This is a genomic window from Acinetobacter sp. 22512, assembly GCF_052044755.1.
GTDB lineage: Bacteria > Pseudomonadota > Gammaproteobacteria > Pseudomonadales > Moraxellaceae > Acinetobacter > Acinetobacter pittii.
Map to the genome: position 1 here is coordinate 595,681 of NZ_JBQENP010000001.1, position 24,252 is coordinate 619,932.

17 protein-coding genes are annotated in these 24,252 nt (G+C 38.8%); 14 read left to right on the top strand and 3 right to left on the bottom strand.

What is annotated here, in order from left to right; translation table 11 throughout:
* Positions 1-98: 98 nt before the first annotated feature.
* The 3 genes from ACTJJG_RS02895 to ACTJJG_RS02905 all read left to right on the top strand — a co-directional run bounded on the left by ACTJJG_RS02895 (position 99) and on the right by ACTJJG_RS02905 (position 4,354).
* On the top strand, positions 99-1,217 hold the full coding sequence (locus tag ACTJJG_RS02895; protein WP_032062817.1) for an OmpW/AlkL family protein: 1,119 nt from the start codon (positions 99-101) through the stop codon (positions 1,215-1,217).
* 405 nt (positions 1,218-1,622) lie between these two features.
* Positions 1,623-2,969 carry an MFS transporter gene (locus ACTJJG_RS02900; protein WP_005068199.1) on the top strand — a complete coding sequence of 449 codons (1,347 nt, stop codon included), beginning with the start codon at positions 1,623-1,625 and terminating at the stop codon, positions 2,967-2,969.
* A 170-nt stretch (positions 2,970-3,139) separates the two neighbouring features.
* The gene (locus ACTJJG_RS02905; RefSeq protein ID WP_032062815.1) at positions 3,140-4,354 is read left to right on the top strand and encodes an MFS transporter; all 1,215 of its coding nucleotides are present in this window, start codon (positions 3,140-3,142) and stop codon (positions 4,352-4,354) included.
* Between the two features lie 243 nt (positions 4,355-4,597).
* On the opposite strand, the gene sthA is transcribed toward ACTJJG_RS02905, so the two are convergent.
* Positions 4,598-6,010, bottom strand: a complete 1,413-nt coding sequence (gene sthA, locus ACTJJG_RS02910; protein ID WP_002118117.1) for a Si-specific NAD(P)(+) transhydrogenase — start codon at positions 6,008-6,010, stop codon at positions 4,598-4,600.
* A gap of 196 nt (positions 6,011-6,206) precedes the next feature.
* On the opposite strand from sthA, the gene lipA reads away from it, so the two are divergent.
* The 3 genes from lipA to ACTJJG_RS02925 all read left to right on the top strand — a co-directional run bounded on the left by lipA (position 6,207) and on the right by ACTJJG_RS02925 (position 10,452).
* Positions 6,207-7,220, top strand: coding sequence for a lipoyl synthase (gene lipA, locus ACTJJG_RS02915; protein ID WP_002118167.1), 1,014 nt, complete (start codon positions 6,207-6,209; stop codon positions 7,218-7,220).
* A 279-nt stretch (positions 7,221-7,499) separates the two neighbouring features.
* Positions 7,500-9,962, top strand: a complete 2,463-nt coding sequence (locus ACTJJG_RS02920) for an acyl-CoA dehydrogenase (protein WP_032055399.1) — start codon at positions 7,500-7,502, stop codon at positions 9,960-9,962.
* A 106-nt stretch (positions 9,963-10,068) separates the two neighbouring features.
* The gene (locus ACTJJG_RS02925; RefSeq protein WP_032055395.1) at positions 10,069-10,452 is read left to right on the top strand and encodes a carboxymuconolactone decarboxylase family protein; all 384 of its coding nucleotides are present in this window, start codon (positions 10,069-10,071) and stop codon (positions 10,450-10,452) included.
* Between the two features lie 36 nt (positions 10,453-10,488).
* On the opposite strand, the gene ACTJJG_RS02930 is transcribed toward ACTJJG_RS02925, so the two are convergent.
* Complete coding sequence (locus tag ACTJJG_RS02930) at positions 10,489-11,025, bottom strand: cysteine peptidase family C39 domain-containing protein (RefSeq protein ID WP_032055393.1); 537 nt, start codon at positions 11,023-11,025, stop codon at positions 10,489-10,491.
* 221 nt (positions 11,026-11,246) lie between these two features.
* Between ACTJJG_RS02930 and ahcY the strand changes: the two genes are divergently transcribed.
* From ahcY to ACTJJG_RS02960, 6 genes are all read left to right on the top strand, one after another.
* On the top strand, positions 11,247-12,629 hold the full coding sequence (gene ahcY / locus ACTJJG_RS02935; RefSeq protein WP_032055391.1) for an adenosylhomocysteinase: 1,383 nt from the start codon (positions 11,247-11,249) through the stop codon (positions 12,627-12,629).
* A 71-nt stretch (positions 12,630-12,700) separates the two neighbouring features.
* Positions 12,701-13,537, top strand: a complete 837-nt coding sequence (gene metF / locus ACTJJG_RS02940; RefSeq protein ID WP_000167014.1) for a methylenetetrahydrofolate reductase [NAD(P)H] — start codon at positions 12,701-12,703, stop codon at positions 13,535-13,537.
* 18 nt (positions 13,538-13,555) lie between these two features.
* A complete protein-coding gene (locus tag ACTJJG_RS02945) occupies positions 13,556-14,278 on the top strand; it encodes a 16S rRNA (uracil(1498)-N(3))-methyltransferase (RefSeq protein ID WP_014207254.1) in 723 nt (240 codons plus the stop codon).
* Positions 14,279-14,412: 134 nt separating this feature from the next.
* Positions 14,413-17,265, top strand: a complete 2,853-nt coding sequence (locus ACTJJG_RS02950) for a putative bifunctional diguanylate cyclase/phosphodiesterase (protein ID WP_032055386.1) — start codon at positions 14,413-14,415, stop codon at positions 17,263-17,265.
* A gap of 236 nt (positions 17,266-17,501) precedes the next feature.
* Positions 17,502-19,772, top strand: coding sequence for an NADP-dependent malic enzyme (locus ACTJJG_RS02955; protein WP_372549798.1), 2,271 nt, complete (start codon positions 17,502-17,504; stop codon positions 19,770-19,772).
* A 91-nt stretch (positions 19,773-19,863) separates the two neighbouring features.
* Positions 19,864-21,102: a multifunctional CCA addition/repair protein gene (locus ACTJJG_RS02960; protein ID WP_017398614.1), complete on the top strand. Its 1,239-nt coding sequence runs from the start codon at positions 19,864-19,866 to the stop codon at positions 21,100-21,102.
* Positions 21,103-21,144: 42 nt separating this feature from the next.
* Here ACTJJG_RS02960 and ACTJJG_RS02965 read toward each other — a convergent pair whose 3' ends face one another.
* Positions 21,145-22,320: a S1C family serine protease gene (locus tag ACTJJG_RS02965; RefSeq protein ID WP_032055385.1), complete on the bottom strand. Its 1,176-nt coding sequence runs from the start codon at positions 22,318-22,320 to the stop codon at positions 21,145-21,147.
* A gap of 194 nt (positions 22,321-22,514) precedes the next feature.
* On the opposite strand from ACTJJG_RS02965, the gene ACTJJG_RS02970 reads away from it, so the two are divergent.
* Together ACTJJG_RS02970 and ACTJJG_RS02975 are read left to right on the top strand one after the other, a co-directional pair.
* Positions 22,515-23,273 (top strand): Nif3-like dinuclear metal center hexameric protein, encoded by a 759-nt coding sequence (locus ACTJJG_RS02970; protein ID WP_001284932.1) that lies wholly within the window; start codon positions 22,515-22,517, stop codon positions 23,271-23,273.
* Between the two features lie 145 nt (positions 23,274-23,418).
* The gene (locus ACTJJG_RS02975; RefSeq protein WP_000208083.1) at positions 23,419-24,045 is read left to right on the top strand and encodes a superoxide dismutase; all 627 of its coding nucleotides are present in this window, start codon (positions 23,419-23,421) and stop codon (positions 24,043-24,045) included.
* Positions 24,046-24,252: the final 207 nt, after the last annotated feature.

Genomic DNA, 24,252 nt, shown 5'->3' on the forward strand with positions numbered 1-24,252 from the left:
TACAATTATTAATTTTTAATACACAATCTATTCAATAAAACAAGGTATGGTGGGCTCAATAAAAATCAGTAAACAAATGTCGGACATGGAGTCCTTTTATGATGAAAAAGTCATTATTTTGTATGACAGCTGCCTTTTTTGCTCTGCCAACATTCACTTATGCCGCTTCACCATATTTTAGTTTTAAAGATGGCGATGGCTTCAAACGTTTTTCTGTCTCTGCTGGTTGGCTCCATGCGATGCCTCAAGGCTCAGGAAACCCTGTCAATATCAATACTAGCGTTGCAGAAGGTACAACATCTAAAGTTGGAGATGTATCTACAAAAGCCGTTTTAGATGCAATCGACCAAAGTAAAACTTCAGGAAAATTCTGGTATAGCACTATTAGCCTTCTTGATAAGTTTACAGACACTCTTCCCTCATCACTTGCAGGTACAGCAGAAGTTAATGGTCTTTCTCAATGGCAACAACAAGGTTCTGGCTTAGAAGCTGCTGATGTTGATACTGTTGGTCTTATGTTTAATTACAACTTTACGGACAATTTATCTTTAGAAATTAAAGGTGGTATTCCTCCTAAAGTAGATATTAATGGAAAAGGTAATATTTATGCTCCCCTTTCTGGAAAAGCGACTCCTCTAAAAGACGGATCTTTAATAGGAGGAATCATAGGAGATGGAATTTCCGAGGCGGGTGGAGATATTCCTTTAAAACAAGACCTGCATATTACTGATCTTTCTCAGGGAGGTAAGGCTGCGACTGCTCGTGCATGGTTACCAGCCGTTGAACTACATTATCAATTTGGTAAATCAGGGGTAAATAAGTTCCGTCCTTATATCGGAGCTGGCGTGATGTATGCATACTTTAATGATTTAAAAATGAATCCCGGTATTGAGGCCGATTTAATTCAAGCGGGTCACATGATCCAGAATATCCATGATGGTAAAGCTGGTGCAGCATTAGATCGCAACACATCATCAGCAAATCCTATCGTTAAACTAGAAGCAACCGATACTTTTGCCCCTATTGTGACTCTAGGTGCATCTTATGACTTCAACCCAAACTGGTTTGCTGTTGGTTCAGTTTCATATTCCAAAATGAATAGTGAAGCAAAAATATATGTGACTGACCAAAATACAGGTAAAGAGCTAATTAAAGCGAATACCAAAATTGATATTGACCCACTCATTACATATGTTGGTGTCGGTTACCGCTTCTAATTTTTGTGTCACCCAAAGCTATAAAAACTTATGCACGTTTTTATAGCTTTCTTTTTTTCTATATTTTGCTTCTTTTTAAATCAAAATGCTAAAAAAATGAGCACTTTTATAAAGCCGATTGAAAAAATTTACCGCCTTCCTCTCTTATGAGCATTTACTGATTTATTTCTGTTTTTTAATTAATTTTATTTTTAATAAACTAACTCAATAGAATTAGAAAGTAATTTTTCCTTTTTAGTAAAATTAATTTTTTGGCACAAGCTTTGCTTTATTCATAGCGAGATGAGTCAACGATGATTCAATGAATAAACCAAGACGGCCAACGATGTCCGCTCTGATCGGTCTGCAGATAGGCAATAAATTGCCATGCAAATTAAAATTTCGTTCAGTTCAGAGGGACGGCGTATGTCTTCAAATATCAATCTAGATGCAAAAAAAGCAACTGAAATAAAATTATTTAGCTTTTCTACTCCTGCAATGCGCGCTTTCCACATGACATGGCTCGCATTCTTTGTGTGCTTCTTCGCATGGTTTGCTTGCGCACCATTAATGCCGGTTATTAAAGGTGAGTTCGGCTTAACCAAAGACCAAATTGCCAATATCAATATTGCCGCCGTTGCAATTACGATTTTAGTACGACTCGCTGTCGGCCCACTTTGTGATAAATATGGCCCGAGGATTACCTATACAGCTCTTCTCTTGCTTGGCAGTATTCCTGTATTTGGGGTTGCTGCTGCTAACAGTTATGAGTCTTTTTTATTCTTCCGCTTACTGATTGGTGCAATTGGCGCAAGCTTTGTTATTACGCAATATCATACAAGCGTTATGTTTGCACCTAATGTTGTAGGTACAGCAAATGCGGCAGCAGCTGGTTGGGGTAATGCTGGTGGCGGTGCAACCCAAGCTCTAATGCCTTTATTACTTGGTGCAATTGTCATGTTCGGTGTCGAACAAACTATGGGCTGGCGTGTTGCACTAATCGTACCAGGCGTAATGATGGTCATTGTTGGTATTCTTTACTGGAAACTCACCCAAGACTGTCCTCAAGGAAACTTCAAAGAAGTCCGCGCACAAGGGATTGAAGTTGGCAGTGGTAAAAAAGGTGGCATGGCAATTTTGATGCAAGCTGCCCGTAACTACCGTGTCTGGATTTTATTTGTGGCTTACGGTGCATGTTTCGGGATTGAAATTTTTATCCATAACGTTGCAGCAATGTACTATGTTGATCATTTCAAAATGGATTTAAAAACTGCTGGTTTAACCGCGGGGATATTTGGTCTTCTTGCACTCTTTGCTCGTGCACTTGGCGGTATTATTTCCGATAAAGTCGCACTCAAAAAAGGTTTAGATGGCCGCACTAAAGTACTGGTACTCATGATTTTGGGTGAAGGTTTATTCTTGATTCTTTTCTCTCAAATGAATGTGGTCGCTCTTGCAATTATTTCTATGACCATTTTTGCCTTGTTTACTCACATGGCTTGTGGCGCGACTTATGCTCTCGTACCATTTATTGATCGTAATGCTTTAGGTGGTGTTGCAGGCATTATTGGCGCAGGTGGCAATGTGGGTGCTGTTGCAGCTGGTTTCTTATTAAAAGGTTTGCTAGATGTTCAAACTTGTCTATTTATTTTAGGTGGTTTGGTTATGGTCGCAGGCTGTAGCGTAATTCTAATTCGCTTCACGACTGAACATAAAGAAAAAGAACAAGTCCTTTTTGAACAAGCATTACTTGAACGTAATTCCGCAGCTTAATTTTTACAAGAAGCAGAGATCAAAATGATGTCTGCTTCTTTAATTTTCTTCTCATAAAATACGATTCTTCAGAACTTTTTAATTCTTCTTAAATATTCCCTCCAACTATATCGATATTTTTCGATATATCTTCTACAATAAATCATCATTATTATAATTTTCCATTAATCATGACTAAAACTGGCAACCAATTTTCTCAGTCCCTCATCTATATGCTGATTGGCAGTGCAATTATTCTGGCCCTTTCATTAGGTGTCCGTCATGGTTTCGGTCTCTACCTTGTACCCATGAGCCATGAATTTGGCTGGGGACAGCATGTTTTTAGTCTTGCGATAGCCATGCAGAACCTGATCTGGGGAGCTGTTCAGCCTTTTACTGGAGCAATTGCAGATAAATATGGCAGTAAAGTTGTGGTTGCTGTTGGTGGCTTACTTTATACCCTAGGCCTACTTTTAATGGCTTTTAGTTCAAGTGTACTCATTTTAAATTTAAGCTTAGGCCTTATTATTGGTTTAGCTTTATCAGCAACCTCTTTTACGGTTTTACTGAGTGCAGTAGGCCGAGCTGCCCCTCCAGAAAAAAGAAGTATGGCAATGGGTATTGCCAGTGCAGCAGGCTCTTTTGGTCAGTTTATTATGCTACCTTCCACCCTTCTCTTGCTTAAAACGGTAGGATGGTCGTCAGCTTTAATGGTGAGTGCACTGTTAATTGCGTTTATCATTCCCCTAGCGTGGATGCTAAAAGGACCAAGCAATCAAACACCAAAAGCAATTGCTCAACCACAGCTCACATTTAAACAAGTACTGAATATTGCTAGAAAACATAAGCCATTCTGGTGGTTAGCTTTAGGATTTTTAGTCTGCGGATTTCAGGTGGTCTTTTTAGGTGTTCATCTGCCGGGCTATTTAATCGATCACGGCTTTGATGCAGCTACAGGTACCGTGTTTCTTGCTTTAGTTGGGTTATTTAATATTGTGGGGACTTATGGGGCAGGTTGGTTAGGAGATCGATTCTCAAAACCTAAATTATTAATGGCACTTTACGGTAGCCGAGGCATCGCAATCATCGCCTTTTTACTATTACCTCTAAGCACTTATACGGTATATGCTTTTGGCGTCATTATGGGGCTACTATGGCTCTCTACAGTTCCACTTACCAACGGCATCGTGGCAAATATGTTTGGTGTTAAATACCTTTCAATGTTAAGTGGTATTGTGTTTTTCACCCATCAAGTCGGTTCTTTCTTTGGCGGCTGGCTTGGCGGTGTTAACCATGACTTAACAGGTAATTACAATGCAATTTGGCTATGTTCAATAGCTTTGAGTATATTAGGGGTAATCGTACATTTTTTTGTAAATGAGGAGGCTGTTATCCATGACGCATAATGCCTTACTTTTGAAAACAATTATGACTTTGCTCGTGATTACTCTGCTGGCCTCTTCAATCATTTTATGGAAACAAACTCCTGATTTATTTGTATATTTTAATCAAGCATTTTGTGCCCACTAGAGATATAGACAGCCAGACGCATACTGCAAATTGTCATAAAAATATAAAAAACCTATGGTCTAATGAAAATAAAAAAGCCCGCAAGTTTGCGGGCTTTTTTATGAAAAACTTATTTAAAATCAAAACAAACGATTCATACCATTAAGCGCAGCTACACGATATGCTTCTGCCATTGTTGGATAGTTAAACGTTGTTTCAACAAAATATTTCAAGGTATTGTTTGGGCTGTGCATAACTGCTTGCCCAATGTGGATAATTTCGGCAGCGTTATTACCAAAACAATGAATACCTAAAATTTCCATAGTGTCGCGATGGAAAAGAATTTTTAACTCACCCACTGTATCACCGGTAATTTGCGCACGAGCCAAATGACGGAAAGAAGCTTGACCTACTTCATACGGAATTTTCTCTTCCGTTAGTTCCTGTTCATTTTTACCAATTGATGAGATTTCTGGAATAGTATAAATACCTGTTGGGATATCACGTACTGGCTTCGCATCTTCACCACTCATGTTTGCGCCAGCACAACGCCCTTGGTCATAAGCAGCAGAAGCAAGTGATGGCCAACCAATCACGTCACCAGCAGCATAAATATTTTCAACTTCAGTTTGATATTGATCATTTACTGAAAGTTGACCACGGTTATTTGGTACTAAGCCAACATTTTCAAGACCTAAGCCTTCAGTGTTTCCTGAACGACCGTTACACCAAAGAATCGCATCGGCTTTAATCTTTTTACCACTTTGTAAATGTAGTACAACATGGTCATCAAACGTTTCTAGGTGATCCATTTGCTCATTATGACGAATCAATACACCTTGTTCACGCAAGTGATAAGACAATGCATCAGCAATTTCATCATCTAGATAACTTAATAATTTTTGCTGAGTATTAATCAAGTCAACTTTATGATCTAGACCAATAAAGATTGAGGCATATTCACAGCCAATAACACCTGCGCCGTAAATAATGATTTTTTGAATTGAATAATCAAGATCAAGGATTTTGTCCGAATCGAATACGCGAGGATGATCAAAGTCTAAACCTTGCGGATGATAAGGACGACTACCTGTAGCAATCACGATTTGCTTACAGATAATTGTTTCTTTAATGCCTTCATGGCTAAAAACTAAAACTGTATTTTTATCTTGAATATATGCACGGCCGTGGAATACACCGATTTTATTGCGATCGTAAAAACGTGTATGCGTATCAACCTGTTGTTGAATTACTTTGTGTGCATTACGCAAAACCTGTTTCATGGTGAACTGTTTCCATTCACCTACTTTTTGAAACATTGGATCGCGCTGATAGCGAATAATACTAGAAACTGTTTGACGTAATGCTTTACTTGGAATGGTACCTACGTGTGCACAGTTACCACCCAGTTGATCACGCACATCTACAATTGCAACACGCTTACCCGCTTTTGCAAGCTTCATTGCCGCGCCTTCACCTGCAGGTCCAGAACCGAGAACTACCGCATCGTATTTAACGAAATTCCCACTAACGACCTCTTTTTTACGTGGCATTGAAAGCTCCTTCCTCACTTGAATGACTATATTTTATAATAAATTATGGCTAATATGCGGTGAATTTATGTATTTCTCAACCCTATATTTCTGAATAACCACATTTATTATATGAATAGTTATTTTCCGCTATTAACTGCAGAAGTTCGCTATAATACAATGTCAATGTCTCTATAAACGAGTGGAAAAGTTAAATATGTCAGAACACCGTAAACCTGAACAGGGTGTAAAACTTCGTGGCGCAGAAAAAGTCGCAAGAATTCCTGTAAAAGTTGTACCTACGGTTGAAGTGCCGCGTAAACCTGACTGGATTCGTGTCAAGATGACGGCACCAGAAGAAGTTCAGCGTATTAAAACCACTTTACGTGCTCAAAAACTCCATACCGTTTGTGAAGAAGCTGCTTGTCCAAACCTACCAGAATGTTTTGGTGGTGGTACAGCAACATTCATGATCATGGGTGATATTTGTACACGTCGTTGCCCTTTCTGTGATGTAGCACATGGTCGTCCAAATGCACTCGATGCAGATGAACCTCGTCACATGGCAGAGACAATTGCTAATCTTAAGCTCAAATATGCAGTAATTACTTCGGTTGACCGTGATGACTTACTTGACGGCGGTGCACAACACTTTGTGGACTGTATCAAAGAAGCTCGTGCACTAAGCCCAAATACATTGCTTGAGATTTTAGTACCAGATTTCCGCGGACGTATGGATATTGCTTTACGCATTATGACTGAATGTCCGCCAGACGTATTTAACCACAACATCGAAACTGTGCCACGTCTATATAAAGCAATGCGCCCAGGTTCAGACTATCAACATTCTTTAAACTTATTAAAAATGTTTAAAGAATATTGCCCTGATATCCCAACAAAATGTGGTTTGATGGTGGGTATCGGTGAAACTGAAGAAGAAGTTATTGCTTTGCTTGATGACTTGCGTGCTCATGATGTTGACTATGTGACTATTGGTCAATACTTACAACCTTCTAAACAACACGCGCCAATTGACCGCTTTGTAACGCCAGAAGAGTTCGAACGTTATGCAGAGCATGGCCGTAAACTTGGTTTTAGAAATATTTGGTCTGCACCAATGGTTCGTTCAAGTTACTTTGCTGATCGTCAATACCACGGTGAACCAGTGCCGGAAGTTCGTCGCAAAGTAGATCCAGCTAAAAAAATCGCTGTTCAAGTTGTCGAAGCTTAAAAATTAAATATCTATAAAAGCCCTCTACGTTAGAGGGCTTTTTATTTGTATAAGAAAATCAATAACATTTCTTGACAAATCGATAAAACAACCCATTACACTTTCACTTAAAAATATCTTATACCTAAAAGTACGATATATCCCTGCTCTAGCATATACATCAATTGCGACATAAAAAATTAAATTTAAACAGCATTAAAAATTAGCTAGTTAAGCCTTAAATCTCTCCTCGCTTTTTTGTAACTTCTAACTTGAGGGCTTATCTAGCAAGGAGCAAGTATGATTTTCCTACTCTTTGTTTTAAGCGTTGTCATTCAGCTTTTTGCAATATGGGCAATTTTCTTTTTTAATCTAAACAGAACCATTGGTAGTGTTATTACGATTGCTGTAGCCATACTTACTGCACTCATACTAACGCCATGGGCTCTCCTTTTAGGTATTCCCCTTATTGTCCTTAGTATCATTATTTTATTTGCACCATTACGCTTTAATCTGATTACTCAACCTGCATATAAAACTTTAGCAAACTCAATGCCGAGCATCAGTACGACTGAACAAGAAGCTTTAGAGGCAGGTACCAGTTGGTGGGAAAAAGAATTATTTATGGGGGCACCCGATTGGTCACAATTTGAAAATTACCCCTACCCAACTTTGTCAGCAGAAGAACAAAGTTTTATCGACAATGAAGTTGAGCTCCTTTGTAGCATGCTAGATGAATGGGAGATCCATCATCACTTAAAAGATCTACCACCAGAAGTTTGGCAATTTATTAAAGATAAAGGTTTTTTAGGCCTCATTATTCCAAAGTCCTTTGGTGGCAAAGAATTTAGCTCATTTGCCCAAAGCCGTATTATGAGCAAAATTGCTTCCCGCTCACTCACCACAGCTGTGAGTTGTATGGTTCCAAACTCGTTAGGACCAGGTGAGCTACTCATGCACTACGGTACCGATGCACAAAAACAGCAATATTTACCGGGCCTTGCTAAAGGTGAAGAGATCCCATGCTTTGGTTTAACCAGCCCAGAAGCAGGTTCAGATGCAGGCGCCATTCCAGATTCAGGTGTTGTTTGCTACGGTGAATATGAAGGTGCTCAAGTCCTTGGACTTCGCATGAATTTCTCTAAACGCTGGATTACGCTTGCGCCAATTGCCACCGTTGTTGGTCTAGCCTTTAAACTTTATGACCCAGAAGGCCTACTGGGAGATAAAAACAAAACAGAATACGGTATTACTTGTGCCTTAATTCCTGCAAGTCATACGGGTGTAAAAATAGGAGCACGCCATTATCCTGGTTCACCATTTATGAATGGAACAGTAGAAGGAGAAGATATTTTTATTCCTATTGACTGGATTATTGGTGGTCAAGAAAATGCCGGAAAAGGCTGGCGAATGCTCATGGAATGTTTAGGTGTAGGCCGTGGTATTTCCCTTCCAGCTCTAGCAACAGCCGCAGGTGAAATGAGTTATTTAACCGTTGGTGCTTTTGCGAAAATTCGCCAGCAATTTAATATTTCTGTCGGTAAATTTGAAGGCGTACAAGAAGCAACCAGTGAAATTGCCAGCGATGCCTATATGCTTGAAGCATTTCGTTATTTAGTGACATGTGGCCTAAACCAAGGTGGAACACCTGCCGTGATGACTGCTATGGCAAAATATTATGCAACTGAAACGATGCGTAAAGTCGTAAATCACGGAATGGATATTGCTGGAGGACGTGCTATTCAACTTGGACCACGTAATTTCCTTGCCCTTACCTATCAAGCAATTCCAATTGCTATTACGGTAGAAGGTGCAAATATTTTGACCCGTTCATTGATGATTTTTGGTCAGGGCTCAATGCGTTGTCATCCTTATCTATTTGAAGAGTTACAACTCCTTCAATCTGAAGATAAAAATAACTCAGTCAAAAAATTCGATGATTTGTTATTTAAACATTTAGCCTATACCTTTAACCGCGGTGCTAGATCATTTGCCTACGGTTGGACAGGTGGCTCAAGCGATGCGCCTCAGTCAGCAGATCAATTCACTGCAAGTTACTATAAAACGATTAATCGTTTTAGTGCCAACTTCGCACTTGTTTCAGATATGTCACTTGGCCTACTTGCAGGCGACTTAAAACGCAAAGAAATGTTATCAGGTCGCTTGGCAGATATTCACGCGCACCTCTTTATTTCTACTGCGATATTAAAATTTTATGAAGCTGGACAAAAAACTGAAGCTGAACAACTTCACGCTAAATTAGCGCTACAAAAAGCGCTCTTGAATATTCAGGAAGCATTTTGGGGATTATTTGAAAACTTCCCAGCTAAACTTCCAGCAGCATTTGTAAAATGGATCTGTTTCCCTCTTGGACGTGTCATTTCAAAACCTGACGATGAGTTAAAACAGCAAGTCGCTGAACTTATGATGCAGGAGCATCCTTTTAGAGAGCAGCTTAAACATCATGTATTTTATTCAACCAAAGCCGATGATGTAACTGGTCGTTTAGAGCATACTTTCCAAATCCTGCGAACGCTTGAACCACTTTGGGATAAGTTTAAAAAAGCTGAATCTAAAGGCAAATTTACGGGACTTACTTTCGAAGAGAATATTGCACAAGCGATAAAAGAAGGCTTTATTTCTGAAAGCGAAGCTCAACAATTATTGCAATACAACGCAATTCGATTCGATAGCATGCTTACAGATGTGTTTGATGAAGATTTAAATAAAGATCTTCCTTTGTCGAACCCTCATCAAATTTAGTGACTGATGCCTCCACTAATTCACTATTGCAATCACACTTGATTCGCATTAATTAATAAACAGCCATAAAAGCGTCAATCGACGCTTTTATTTTTAGGAGAAATTAATGTCTAAGCAAGATTACGAAAATGGATTAAAAGTTCGCACAGAAGTGATGGGAGAAGCTTTTGTAAAGCGTGCACAAGAAAATACCGTACCCTTTACCCAGCCTGTGCAAGACTGGATTAACGAGCATGCATGGGGATCGACTTGGCAACGTGAAGGTGTGCTACCTCGTAAATATCGCTCATTAATTACTTTGGCAATGCTCACGGCACTAAAATCACCAACTGAACTCAAAGGCCATGTTCGTGGTGCACTCAACAATGGTTGTACAGTTGAAGAGATTCAAGAAACTTTATTACACAGCCTGCCATATTGCGGCGCCCCTGCTACACAAGAAGCTTTTCGCGCTGCTTTAGAAGTGATTCAAGAATATCAACAAAAATAACTTCAATTGAGCCAGCACTCTACTGGCTCTTTTTATCTAATTCAATTTGGATGAATGCATCTGAAACTTACAATCATCAATCACAATAGCCTGACGGCAAATCCCCTCTACTTGACGCTGCTTTTCAAAAACTGCCGCTGACATAGGTTCAAAACTATCAAAAAAGCAGATTTCATTTTGATCTATAGAATAAATGAGCGACTGATTTCCAACACCTGCTAAAGTATCGTAATAGACAATCACCATTTTTCCATTTTCAATTGCAGCTTGAATATCTTGATAGCTTAGTGCTGGTCCAGTTGGAATTTTTAATACCTTTGCTTCTTTATAGCTCATTCGTTCGCTTTGGCTAATGCTAGGATCCTCATCTGAATGAAATGACACTTCAAATCCTAGTTTCTTTAAAGCAACAGCTAAGGCAATAGTATAGGTGCCTCCTTCATCGTGTCGGCAAACATTAATCAGCTCAACCACATCAATTTGTACTCCATGATGCTGAAGCACCATCCAAACTGCAAAAACGCCACAGTTTGACTCTAGGCTTGCCAACGACTCGGGAATATTTAATGCCATAATTAGAATCTAAAGTGATAATTACGCAGATAATAAACAAAACTGGATTGGCACTAAAAGCTTTTCCAAGTACAATGTTTCGCTAGTCGAGGGATGCTGCGACAATTGATCGGCACTAAAGATCAATTTGCCAGGCTCGACGATCGGTTAAACGCTCGTTTTAACCAACAACGGCATCCGCGAACAGAATGATCAATACTATTTTTTCCTAGGAGATCCTGATGAACGCGGTTAATGCTTCATTTACAGATTACAAAGTTGCTGACATCTCTCTTGCTGATTACGGCCGTAAAGAAATTAAACTTGCTGAAGCAGAAATGCCAGCTTTGATCGGCTTACGTAAACGCTATGCAGCTTCAAAACCACTTGCTGGTGCAAAAATTCTTGGTTGTATTCACATGACTATTCAAACAGCGGTTCTTATTGAAACGCTTGTTGAATTAGGTGCTGAAGTACGCTGGACATCATGTAACATTTTCTCAACTCAAGACCATGCTGCTGCAGCAATTGCTGCTCGCGGTATTCCAGTTTTTGCTTGGAAAGGTGAAACTGAAGAAGAATATGTATGGTGTTTAGAGCAACAGATTAATGTAAATGGCCAACCTTGGGATGCCAACATGATCTTGGACGATGGCGGTGATTTAACTGCTCTTGTTCATGAAAAATACCCTGCGCTTTTAGAACGTATTCACGGTATTACCGAAGAAACCACAACAGGTGTTCAACGTCTTATCGAAATGTGGAAAGACGGTTCTTTGAAAGTTCCTGCGATCAACGTAAACGACTCAGTTACCAAGTCTAAAAACGACAACAAATATGGTTGCCGTCATTCATTAAATGACGCAATCAAACGTGCAACTGACATGCTTTTATCTGGCCGTCGCGCACTTGTGATCGGTTATGGCGACGTAGGTAAAGGTTCTGCTCAATCTTTACGCCAAGAAGGCATGATCGTTCGTGTAACCGAAGTTGACCCGATTTGTGCAATGCAAGCATGTATGGACGGCTATGAAGTTGTATCTCCATACAAAAACGGCGTACAAACAGGCAAAAAAGAAGATATTAACCACGACTTACTTGGAAATACTGACCTTGTTGTAACCACTACTGGTAACTACCACGTGTGCGATGCAGCAATGTTAGACAGCTTAAAAGCTGGTGCAGTTGTATGTAACATCGGTCACTTCGATACAGAAATTGACACGGCTTATTTACGTGGTTACAAGTGGGTTGAAGTTAAGCCACAAGTTCACCAAGTTTATCGTTCAGAAGACGAAAACGATTACCTTATCCTTCTTTCTGAAGGCCGCCTTGTAAACTTAGGTAATGCAACTGGTCACCCATCACGTGTAATGGACGGTTCTTTTGCTAACCAAGTTTTAGGTCAAATTCACTTATTCCAAGAGAAATTTGCCGACCTACCTGCAAGTGAAAAAGCTGCAAAAATTCGCGTAGAAGTTCTTCCTAAGAAACTTGACGAAGAAGTTGCTGCTGCAATGGTTGCAGGTTTCGGTGGTGTACTTACTCAGTTAACTCAAGAGCAAGCTGATTATTTAGGCGTTGCTGTTGAGGGGCCATTCAAATCTGACGCTTACAAATACTAAGAACATAAGGGCAGACGGTGAACCGACTGCCCTTTTTTCTAAAAATGTTTCGCTGTTTACAAGGATTTGACATGACTAAACGTACACCTATTTCTTTTGAGTTTTTTCCGCCAAAAACTGATGCCGGTGCTGAAAAACTTCGTATTGTTCACCAAGAATTACAGCAATTAAATCCAGAGTTTTTCTCGATTACTTATGGTGCTGGTGGTTCTACTCGTGAACGCACACTTGCTGCTATTGAAGATTTCAATGGTAAAGGCACTCCTGTTGCCCCTCACCTTTCTTGTATTGGTGATGATAAGACGCGTATTGCTGAACTACTCGATTTATACAAAGCTCAAGGCATTGACCGTATTGTCGCTTTACGTGGTGACTTACCATCTGGACAGGTTGGTCTTGGCGAACTTCCTTATGCTCAAGATTTAGTACGTTTTATTCGTGAGCACTCAGGCGACCATTTTCATATTGAGGTTGCGGCTTATCCAGAAATGCATCCTCAAGCCGAAAGCCTTGACTCAGATATCCAACGTTTTATTGAAAAAGTACAAGCTGGTGCCAATGCAGGAATTACTCAATTCTTCTTTAATCCAGACTCATACTTTTATTTTATAGAGCGTTTGGAAAAAGCTGGAATTAACATTCCAGTCGCTCCTGGTATCATGCCTATTACCAATGCAAGTAATTTAATTCGCTTTGCAGATGGTACTGGTGCTGAAATTCCTCGCTGGATTCGTAAGCAATTACAAGCCTATGGCGATGACAGTGAAAGTATTAAAGCTTTTGGTCATGAAGTTGTTGTTAAGCTATGCGAACGCCTCATTGCAGGTGGTGCACCAAGCTTACACTTCTACTCAATGAACCAAGTCGAACCAACTCGTCAGCTTGTTGTTGACCTTGGTTTAAATTAATTTTGTAAGGCGTACCCAATGAATCGTTTTTTTATCGAAACTGAACTTACAGTTGGCTCAACAATTCAACTGACAGAATCAGTATTCCATCATTGGGTGCGTGTTTTACGTGCACAACTACAAGAACAAGCGACTCTATTTAATGGACAAGGTGGTGAATATCTCGCGACTTTGTCCGAAATTAATAAAAAAAATGCGTTTGTCACCATTGAGAATTTTAACCCTGCAAACCGTGATGCCCCTTTTAAAGCTGTTTTAGGTCAAGTCATGAGTAAAGGCGATCGAATGGATTATGCCATTCAGAAAGCCACTGAATTGGGTGTAAGTCAGATTCAATTGCTAACAAGTGAGCGTTGTGAAATGCGCTTAAAATACGACCGCGATCAAAAAAAATTAGATCATTGGCAAGCTGTTGCAATTGCAGCATGTGAACAATGTGGCTTGAACTTAGTTCCAGAAGTATTAGCGCCTATTTCTCTTCATGAATGGTTAAGTTCTTCTGAGCTTCCTCAATCTAAATTTGTTTTAGCACCAGAAAAAGAACAAAAAGATGTATTGGCGGGAATACAGCCTGAACTTGCCTTATTGATTGGCCCAGAAGGTGGCCTAAGTGAAAATGAAATTACCCAAGCCAATCAAGCTGGATTTATGAACTGGTGCATTGGTGACCGAGTTTTGCGTACAGAAACTGCCCCTGTTGTTGCCTTGTCTATTTTAAATTATCGATTTTTATCCACCTAAGTTCTCTGCACATTGATTAAATCATTATTTAAAGTTAACTTACTTTTATTGTATGAATAAAATTTCAAATTCTTTTTCACTGATAAATCAGATTCTTTCTGTATATATGTAAAAAAATAGGATAGAAAAATCTTATGTCTGGGCTTCAGGAAGAATATCTACAGCATCAAACAAAAATTGAACAGCTGAAACTTTCAACTCAATATATCCGCTGGTATTTAATTAGCCTGATATTACTGTGCCTCATTTCATATGGTATTTTTTCTTACTATTTTTCATCTACAATAACAATATTTAGCTGGTCTATTGGCCTTACCGTCGTCGCTCTTGTCTGCTTATTATTTATTCCAAATATTTTAACCCACTATCGCACGATTGATTTTACAAAAAAAGCTGATCGTGTCTTACAAAGTATTTGTTTATTATCAGGAATTTTAATTGGAATAAATGTCACAATTATTCATTTTTATCTACCTCCTGACTTAATTGCACTACCAGATGCTCATATTTTAATTGCTTTATTTATTACTTCGGCTCATATCATTGGCCTTACTTTTTTAACACAGCAACCCCGATATTTTTATCTCTTATTTATTCCTAGTACCCTCCCTCTATTAATTGCTCAATTCACACATAATCCCATAACTCAGCTACCTTTTTATTTCGCCTATAACCTCACCTTTGTAGCAACTGTGCTTTGTGCATATGCAACTCAACGCAATTACCAAAAGATCTCTCAATTATTATTAAAAAATAAACAGCTTGTTCAAATTTCAGACCAGCATACCCAATGGGCTGAAGAATTATGTGTACAACTCCAACAAGAAGTGAATAAGTCCAAAGATATTGAAGCCCAGCTTCAATTTAATAATCATTTACTTGAGCAAAAAGTACGTGAACGTACCTATGACCTCACCAAAATGAATGAGCAACTCGAAAGCCATCACTATAATTTAGCTTTTGCACATGAAACTGCGGGTATTCGACCTTGGGATTGGGATATTGAAAGTCAAAGATTGGAAATTACATTTTTCGATCAACAAAAACAAACTCAAACCGCCGTTATTCATCTCAATACCATATTAGATCGTATACACCCAAGCGATAAAAAACTTTTTGACGAACGTTTAAAACAACATTTGGAAGGCGTTACAGATCATTTTAATATCACCTTTCGAATTTTACGTCGAGATGGTTCTTGGAGATGGATTCATGATGTAGGCCGTGTCATCACTAGAGATCCAAAGACACAAAAAGCGCTTCGTATGGTAGGAATGACCCGCGATATACATCAAGAGAAAAAGGACCAAGAACATCTAAGACTATCTGCAATTGTGCTCGAGCAAGCTGCGGAAGGAATATTTATTTTAGATGAGCACCTAAACTATATTGATAGTAATCCCTACTACGAAAAATTAACCGGATTTTCTAAGTCAGAACTTCTGAATAAAGAACTATTTAGCATTACAATTAATCAAAAAGAACTACAACAACAGTTTCATACATCAATAACGCAACAACTTCTGGAGACAGGAGAATATATGGGCCAGTTTGATGAAAAGTTTAGTTCTGGTAAAAGCGTATATTTATGGTTGCATATCAATGTGGTCAAAGATGAATTCAATCAAATTACCAATTATATTGGATTTGCACGCGACCTCACTGAGCAAAAGCGCCAAGAGCAGCACCTATCTTACTTAAAAAACTACGATAGCCTCACCCATCTGCCTAATCGTCTTTACTACTACAATCAATTACATCAATATCTTGTAAACCCTTCATATAACATTAAAAATCTAGCATTAATACGGGTAAATATTGACCGCTTCCGAGCTTTCAATGAATTTTTAAATAATGATAGTGGTGATGAGTTACTTAAACAGTTCGCACAAAGATTACGCTTAATCAATATCAATGCGATTTTAGTCGCCTATTTAAATAGTGATGATTTTGCAATCATTTATGAAATTTCGCCAATTCATCCAAATGTTGAGCAATATTGCCAAAACATTTTACAAGCACTCAATGCACCTTTTTACATTGATAATCACGAATATTTTATTACCGCATCTATCGGTGTTGCATGTTTTCCTGAACATGGCAGACAAATTGATCATCTCAACAATCATGCAGAGCAAGCTCTTTCCGAGGCAAAACGTTTAGGTGGTAATACAATTTGCTATTACTGCAATAAAACAAATCACTCATATAAAACTGCCGATTTAGAGCAAGAGCTACGTAAAGCCATCCAAAATGATGAATTTGTCATTTATTACCAGCCCAAAATTAATCTACACGATCAATCAATTATTGGTTTTGAAGCACTCATTCGTTGGCAGCATCCTGAAAAAGGATTAATCCTGCCAAATATGTTTATACCTTTTGCTGAGCGTAGTAGCCTGATCTCAGATATTGGGAAAGTTGTTTTAGATAAAGTTGGAAAGCAACTCCAAGAGTGGAAAAATGCTGGTTATATCAATATTCAAGTCTCTGTAAATATTGTCGCTCAACAAATACATCGAGGCTTATTACTCAACGACTTAGATGAGGTTTTGCAAAAATATAATATTCAAGGTTCAGATCTCGAACTTGAAATTACAGAGTCAGCCCTTCTAGACAATACTGCCAATGTAAAAACGCTATTACATGCGATAAAACAACGAGATATCTCCATTGCCTTAGATGACTTTGGTACGGGTTATTCATCTTTAGCCTATCTGACAGAGTACCCAATTGACGTATTAAAAATTGATCGTGCTTTTATTTCTAAAATTGGTGATCACAAACAAGAAGCAATAGTAAATGCAATGATCGCGATGGGTAAAAGTATGGGACTTAAACTGGTTGCTGAAGGTGTAGAAACAAAAGAACAAGTCACCTATCTACAAAAACAGCAATGTGATTTTTTACAAGGCTATTTCTTTAGTCGCCCTATTCCTGCCGAGCAGATTATTCCTTATCTACAAACAAATCCGCATATTTCTTAATTGTTCTAATCATCTATTTTACCTATGCTGCTTTTTCCAAAAATGAGCGTTTTTGACTGTGAGAAATAAAGAAGTAGTGTTATATTCTTTAGCATTTAGCTCACCACGGGGCTATTGGCAATTCGTCTACTATTCTCTTAATTGGTAAAAATTAAAGCATAGTTAAAGAAGCGAGTTGCCTCTCCCTAAATGAGCAATTTGACTAGTTTGCTTTTTTGTATCAAATAGAGACTCAGATGGACGATCAATCTTTAAAACAGGCCGCTTTAAATTACCATGAATATCCAAACCCAGGGAAAATCAGCGTCACCCCAAGTAAGCAACTTGTCAACCAACGAGATTTGGCTCTAGCCTACTCACCAGGAGTTGCTGCGCCATGTTTAGAGATTGAACGTGATCCATCTGCTGCTGCTAAATATACAGCTCGCGGAAACTTGGTTGCCGTAGTCAGTAACGGTACAGCTGTTCTTGGTTTAGGTAATATTGGACCATTAGCGTCTAAACCTGTAATGGAAGGTAAAGGCGTACTTTTCAAGAAGTTTGCTGGTGTTGACGTATTTGACATCGAAATTGCAGAAAACGATCCAGATAAAATTGTAGATATTGTTGCCTCTCTTGAGCCAACTTTCGGTGGTATCAACCTCGAAGATATTAAAGCGCCAGAATGTTTCTATATCGAAAAGAAACTTCGCGAACGCATGAAAATTCCTGTATTCCATGACGATCAACACGGTACAAGTATCATTGTAGGTTCAGCTTTGCTTAATGCATTGCAACTTGTAAATAAGAAAATTGATGAAATCAAAATTGTAGCTTCAGGTGCAGGCGCTGCTGCCCTTTCTTGTTTAGATTTACTTTGTGCTTTAGGCGTAAATAAAGAAAATATCATTGTTGCCGATTCTCGCGGTCTACTCACTACTTCACGTGAAGGCTTGGATGAATCGAAAAAACGTTATGTTCAAGACATTAAAGCGACTCAGTTACATGAAGTAATGGCTGGTGCTGATATGTTCTTGGGTCTTTCTGCTGCTGGTATTCTCACCAAAGAAATGGTGAAACAGATGGCTGAGAACCCTATTATTTTTGCTTTGGCAAACCCAGATCCAGAAATTTTACCTGAACATGCACATGAAGTACGTCCTGATGTAATCATGGCAACTGGTCGTTCTGACTATCCAAACCAAGTAAACAACGCATTATGTTTCCCTTACATTTTCCGTGGTGCGCTTGACGTTGGTGCAACAACGATTAATGAAGACATGAAAATTGCATGTGTACATGCAATTGCACGTATGGCACACGTAGAAGCAGATGCAGCAACTTATGGCGAAAAATCTGCTTCATTTGGCCGTGACTACTTAATTCCACGTCCACTTGATCAACGTTTAATTTTAGAAATTGCCCCTGCTGTTGCTAAAGCTGCAATGGATTCAGGTGTTGCAACTCGTCCGATCGAAGATTTCTCTGCATACCGTCAAAAATTATCTGAGTTTGTTTATAACTCTGCATTCTTGATGAAACCGATTTTTGCTCAAGCAAAAACTGATCCTAAACGCATCGCATATGCTGAAGGTGAAGATGAGCGCGTATTACGTGCAGTGCAAATCGCAGTTGATGAAGATTTAGCTAAACCAATTTTAGTAGGTCGTACTGATGTAATTGAAGCTAATATCAAAAAATTAGGCTTACGTTTACAACATGGCGTAAACATTGAGATTGTAGATCAAGAACAAAACCCGATGTATGAAGAGTTTTGGAAAGACTACTATCAAACTATGCAACGCAAAGGTATTACTGTTGAATATGCTCAACGTGAAGCACGTCGCCGTTCAACATTAATTGCATCTCTACTGGTTAAATTCGGTAAAGCAGACGGTATGTTATGTGGTACTTACAGTAGCTATAACATTCACCTTGACTTTGTACGCAATGTCATCGGTCTAAAAGAAGGTATGAATAACTTCTTCACCTTAAATGCATTAATGCTTGAAGATCGTAACTTGTTTATTGCTGATACATACGTAAATACAAACCCGACTGCTGAACAACTTGCTGAAATGACTATTTTAGCAGCTGAAGAAGTACGTCGTTTTGGTATTACTCCGCGTGTAGCCCTGCTTTCTCATTCAAGTTTTGGTAGTGACCAGACTGACTCAAGTGCTCAAAAAATGCGTGAAGTTTATCGTATTTTATCTGAGCAAGCTCCTGAGCTTGAAGTTGAAGGTGAAATGCACGGTGATGCAGCATTAGACGAAAACATTCGTCAATTTGCATTCCCTGGCTCACGTTTCAAAGGTTCGGCAAACTTGCTCATTATGCCAAACCTAGATGCAGCAAATATTTCATTTAACTTGTTGAAAGCAACTTCTGGTAACAACGTTACTATTGGTCCAATTTTACTTGGTGCAGCAAAACCTGTTCATATTTTGACACCTACAGCAACAACTCGTCGTCTTATCAATATGACTGCTTTAACTGTTGCTGAAATCCAACAACAAGAAAAGTAATTTAGAAACTGCTTTTTACGAAAAGCATCTCTAATGACTTGAGAAAACCTCTATTCTGTAGCATGATTGCTTGAAGAATAGAGGTTTTTTCATGCAAGTGTATTTAGTAGGCGGTGCCGTCCGTGATTTTTTACTTGGGCATCCCTATCAAGAAAAAGATTATGTTGTTGTCGGTGCAACGCCGGAACACATGCTCGCCCAAGGTTTTCAACCTGTAGGCAAAGATTTTCCTGTGTTTCTTCATCCCGAAACGAAAGAAGAATATGCACTTGCACGTACTGAAAGAAAATCTGGTAAAGGCTACCACGGCTTTCAATTTTTTACCGATACCACAGTAAGTTTAGAAGAAGATTTAATTCGCCGTGATTTAACCATCAATGCCATAGCAATGGATCAAGATGGCAAATTATACGATCCATATGGTGGTCAAACCGATTTAGAAAATAAAACTTTGCGTCATGTTTCAGAAGCTTTTGCTGAAGACCCTTTACGTGTTTTACGTGTTGCACGCTTTGCGGCTCGCTATTCTTCATATGGTTTTCAGATTGCGCCAGAGACAATGCAGCTTATGCAAACCATGGCCGAATCAGGTGAGCTTGATGCCTTAACACCAGAACGTGTATGGAAAGAGACTTCTCGCGCACTTTTAGAAGATCATGCGGATGTTTATTTTCAGACATTACGTGACTGTGGGGCGTTGAAACATCTTTTCCCTGAAATTGACGCATTATTTGGTGTACCACAGCGCCCTGAATATCATCCAGAAGTGGACTGCGGCATACATACCTTAATGTCATTACAGCAAGCTTGTAAATCAAACTATTCACTTGATGTTCGATTTGCTGTTTTAGTACATGATTTGGGTAAAGCATTGACTCCAGCTAACGAACTTCCTCGCCATATCATGCATGAAGAACGTGGAGTAAAACCTGTTACCGAGTTATGTGAACGTTTAAAAGTTCCAACTCAAACTAGACAGTTGGCATTATCAGTGTGTAAAGAACACCTAAAATGTCATCAAATTATGTCGTTAAAACCGGGAACAGTATGGCGTCTATTACAGCGTCTAGATGTATTACGTCGTCCTGAGAGAGTTGAAGCTTTTGTACAAGCATGTGAATGTGATGCTAAAGGAAGATTAGGTTTAGAAGACCGACCTTATCCACAAGCTCAGTACATGTTGGATGCGATGCAAATCGTTCGCTCTATTAAAGTTCAGGATTTACCTGAAAACATTAAAGGTGCTGAGATTGGTGAAATGCTCATTCAGTACCGTATTGATGCTTTAACTGAGTTCAAACATCAGCATCAAGCACTATCTCATACTTAATTAACACCAAGAAAAAAGCCTCATTACGAGGCTTTTTTATCTTTACTGTTTAGGCAGCGGTATAAATTGCGATTGAGTATTTTGGTTTTTTCTTTCCCCTACTGTCACCACAAAGTTTTGTTGCTTCCCATCTCGCTCGACCATTACATTAATTTCGCTGTTAGGCGCTTGTAATGCAACATAATTAATCAAATGAGATGCTGAAGTGATTTGTTGGTTATTCACCTGAATAATTTTATCACCAATCTTAATACCTGCTGATGCAGCTGGACCATTTTTCAAGACATCTGCAACCACAACACCAATTTGCTGTTTAGGTGTTAATACGTCTTCTTGTGTAGGCGGTACTAAACTAATACCTAACCATCCACGGACTACACGGCCATCTTTCAAAATCGAGTTTAAAACTTGTTGGCAAACTTTAGCAGGAATTGCAAAACCAATTCCTAAAGAACCACCTGACTGAGAGAAAATAGCAGTATTTACCCCGATTAAATTCCCAGCCACATCAATTAATGCTCCACCAGAGTTACCTGGGTTAATTGCGGCATCTGTTTGAATAAAGTCTTCATAGGTATTAATGCCTAAATCAGAGCGTTCAGTCGCAGAAATAATACCTTGAGTTACCGTTTGGCCTACGCCAAATGGGTTACCAATTGCTAAGACCACATCACCTACTTCATTACCACTCAACTTAAATGGCAATACAGGTAATTTATCTAAATCGATTTTAATTACAGCTAAATCAGTATCAGGGTCTGTTCCAACAATCGTTGCTTCTGCACGACGGCCGTCATGTAATGCAACTACAATCTGATCAGCTTGAGCAATCACATGATTATTCGTCAGAATATAACCATCAGCTCGTACAATAACCCCAGAGCCTAAGCTATTTTCATTTTGCTGTTGTTGTTCAGGAACCTGATTTCCAAAAAACTCACGGAAGACCGGATCACTTAATAATGGATGATTTTGTTTAACTTTCTGGGTCGTAAAAATATTAACAACTGCTGGCGCTGCAACTTTTACTGCAGCGCTATAAGATACCACCCCGCCCGCTCGCGAAGTATCAACGAGTGGTTCAACTTTCTCAGCAGGCATTTGCACCCCATCAACTGCAACAGTTGGTTTCGGCTGATGGTATTTTTGCCATGCAATAAAACTGGCAATTACAATAATAAGTAACACCCAAGGTAACCATGTAAAGGTGCGGCGCACGTTCATATCCTCTACGCAAAGAAGTTTTTAATTAAATTAATATATTGAACAAAAAGAGTTTTCAGTTAAGCATTTTAAATTAAATATGTCGATATACATAAAAAAGTCAAAAAAGATTTGTCTAGCTTTAGTTACACAACAAAATATGTTTCTATAGCTTTAGCAATTATTTACTACTCAATTCAGGAAATATCATGGCAAATTTGCATGAAATTATTCAGTGGTGCGACCAAACCTTAAAAGCGGCAGAATTTAAAGATTACGCACCAAATGGCCTGCAAATTGAAGGTTCAACTGAAGTAAAACGTATCGTTTGTGCGGTTACTGCTTCCGAAGATGCGATTGATGCAGCAATTGCTCAAAATGCAGATTTATTACTCGTACATCATGGTTATTTTTGGAAGGGTGAACCGTATCCAATTACTGGAATGCGAGGCAACCGCATTAAAAAACTCATTCAAAATAATATTTCATTAGTCGCTTATCATCTACCTTTAGATGCACACCCAACTTTGGGCAACAATGTAGCGATTGCAGAAAAACTAAACTTGAAGAATTTAGAACCACTCGATTTAACCGAGAAACATCCGATTGGTAATATTGGTTATTTAGAGCAAGCAGTTTCTGTAGATGAGTTTAAAGCACAGCTTCAAAACAGTTTTGATTTTAAAGTGATTCATTTGCCAGCAGAAAAGCAAAGCATTCAAAAAGTAGGCTTCTGTACAGGCGGCGCTCAAGATTTTATTGCTAAAGCTGCTTTGCAAAATTGTGATGCTTATATTTCAGGTGAAGTCAGTGAACGAACTTTTTATGAAGCAAAAGAATTAGGGGTTCACTATTTCGCCTGTGGTCACCATGCTACTGAGCGTTATGGAGTTCAGCGTTTGGCACAAGCGATCTCAAAACAGTTTTCAATTGAAGCTGAATATTTTGAATTGAATAATCCGATTTAATTAAGTCTTTTTTTCAATCTGTGTTATGCGTATTAATTAGATCTTTATTGTGTATAGTTCTTTAAAACGATGCCCTATTGTTACCAGAATCATTTACAATAGAGCCACTTAATTGTATAACCCAGCAAATGCAAGGAATAGGAACATGACAACCATTACTTTACCTGCACTTCCATATGGCTATGATGATTTAGCGCCACATATTAGTAAAGAAACTTTAGAATACCATCACGATAAACACCACAATACCTATGTTGTTAACTTAAACAACTTAATCAAAGGGACTGACCTTGAAGGTAAAACTTTAGAAGAAATCATTAAAGCGACTGCTGGTGATGCATCTAAAGCTGGTATTTTCAACAATGCTGCTCAAGTTTGGAACCACACTTTCTACTGGAACAGCATGAAGCCAAATGGTGGTGGTAAGCCTACTGGCGCAATCGCTGCTAAAATTGACGAAGCTTTTGGTAGCTACGAAAAGTTTGCAGAAGAATTTACTGCTGCTGCAACAACTCAATTCGGTTCAGGTTGGGCTTGGTTAGTTGCTGATGAAGTAAACGGTAAATTATCTATTACTAAAACTTCTAATGCAGACACTCCACTTGCACATGGCCAAATTGCTGTATTAACAATTGACGTATGGGAACATGCTTACTACATCGATTTCCGTAACTTACGTCCTAAATACATCGCAACTTTCCTAGAAAGCCTTGTGAACTGGGACTATGCAAATGCAAAACTTGCAGGTCAACCAGCTGGTGTAGAGAAATAATTTTATTTCTTTATGAAAAACCACCCTATTTGGGGTGGTTTTTTTATTTTTAATACAGCAAAAGCATATTAATCAAGCAAACGATTCATTTTCTTTAATATTCTTATTGACGCTTTTAGATTTCATCCATAAAATGCGCATCAGATTCTCCAATAGCTCAGTCGGTAGAGCGACGGACTGTTAATCCGCAGGTCCCTGGTTCGAGCC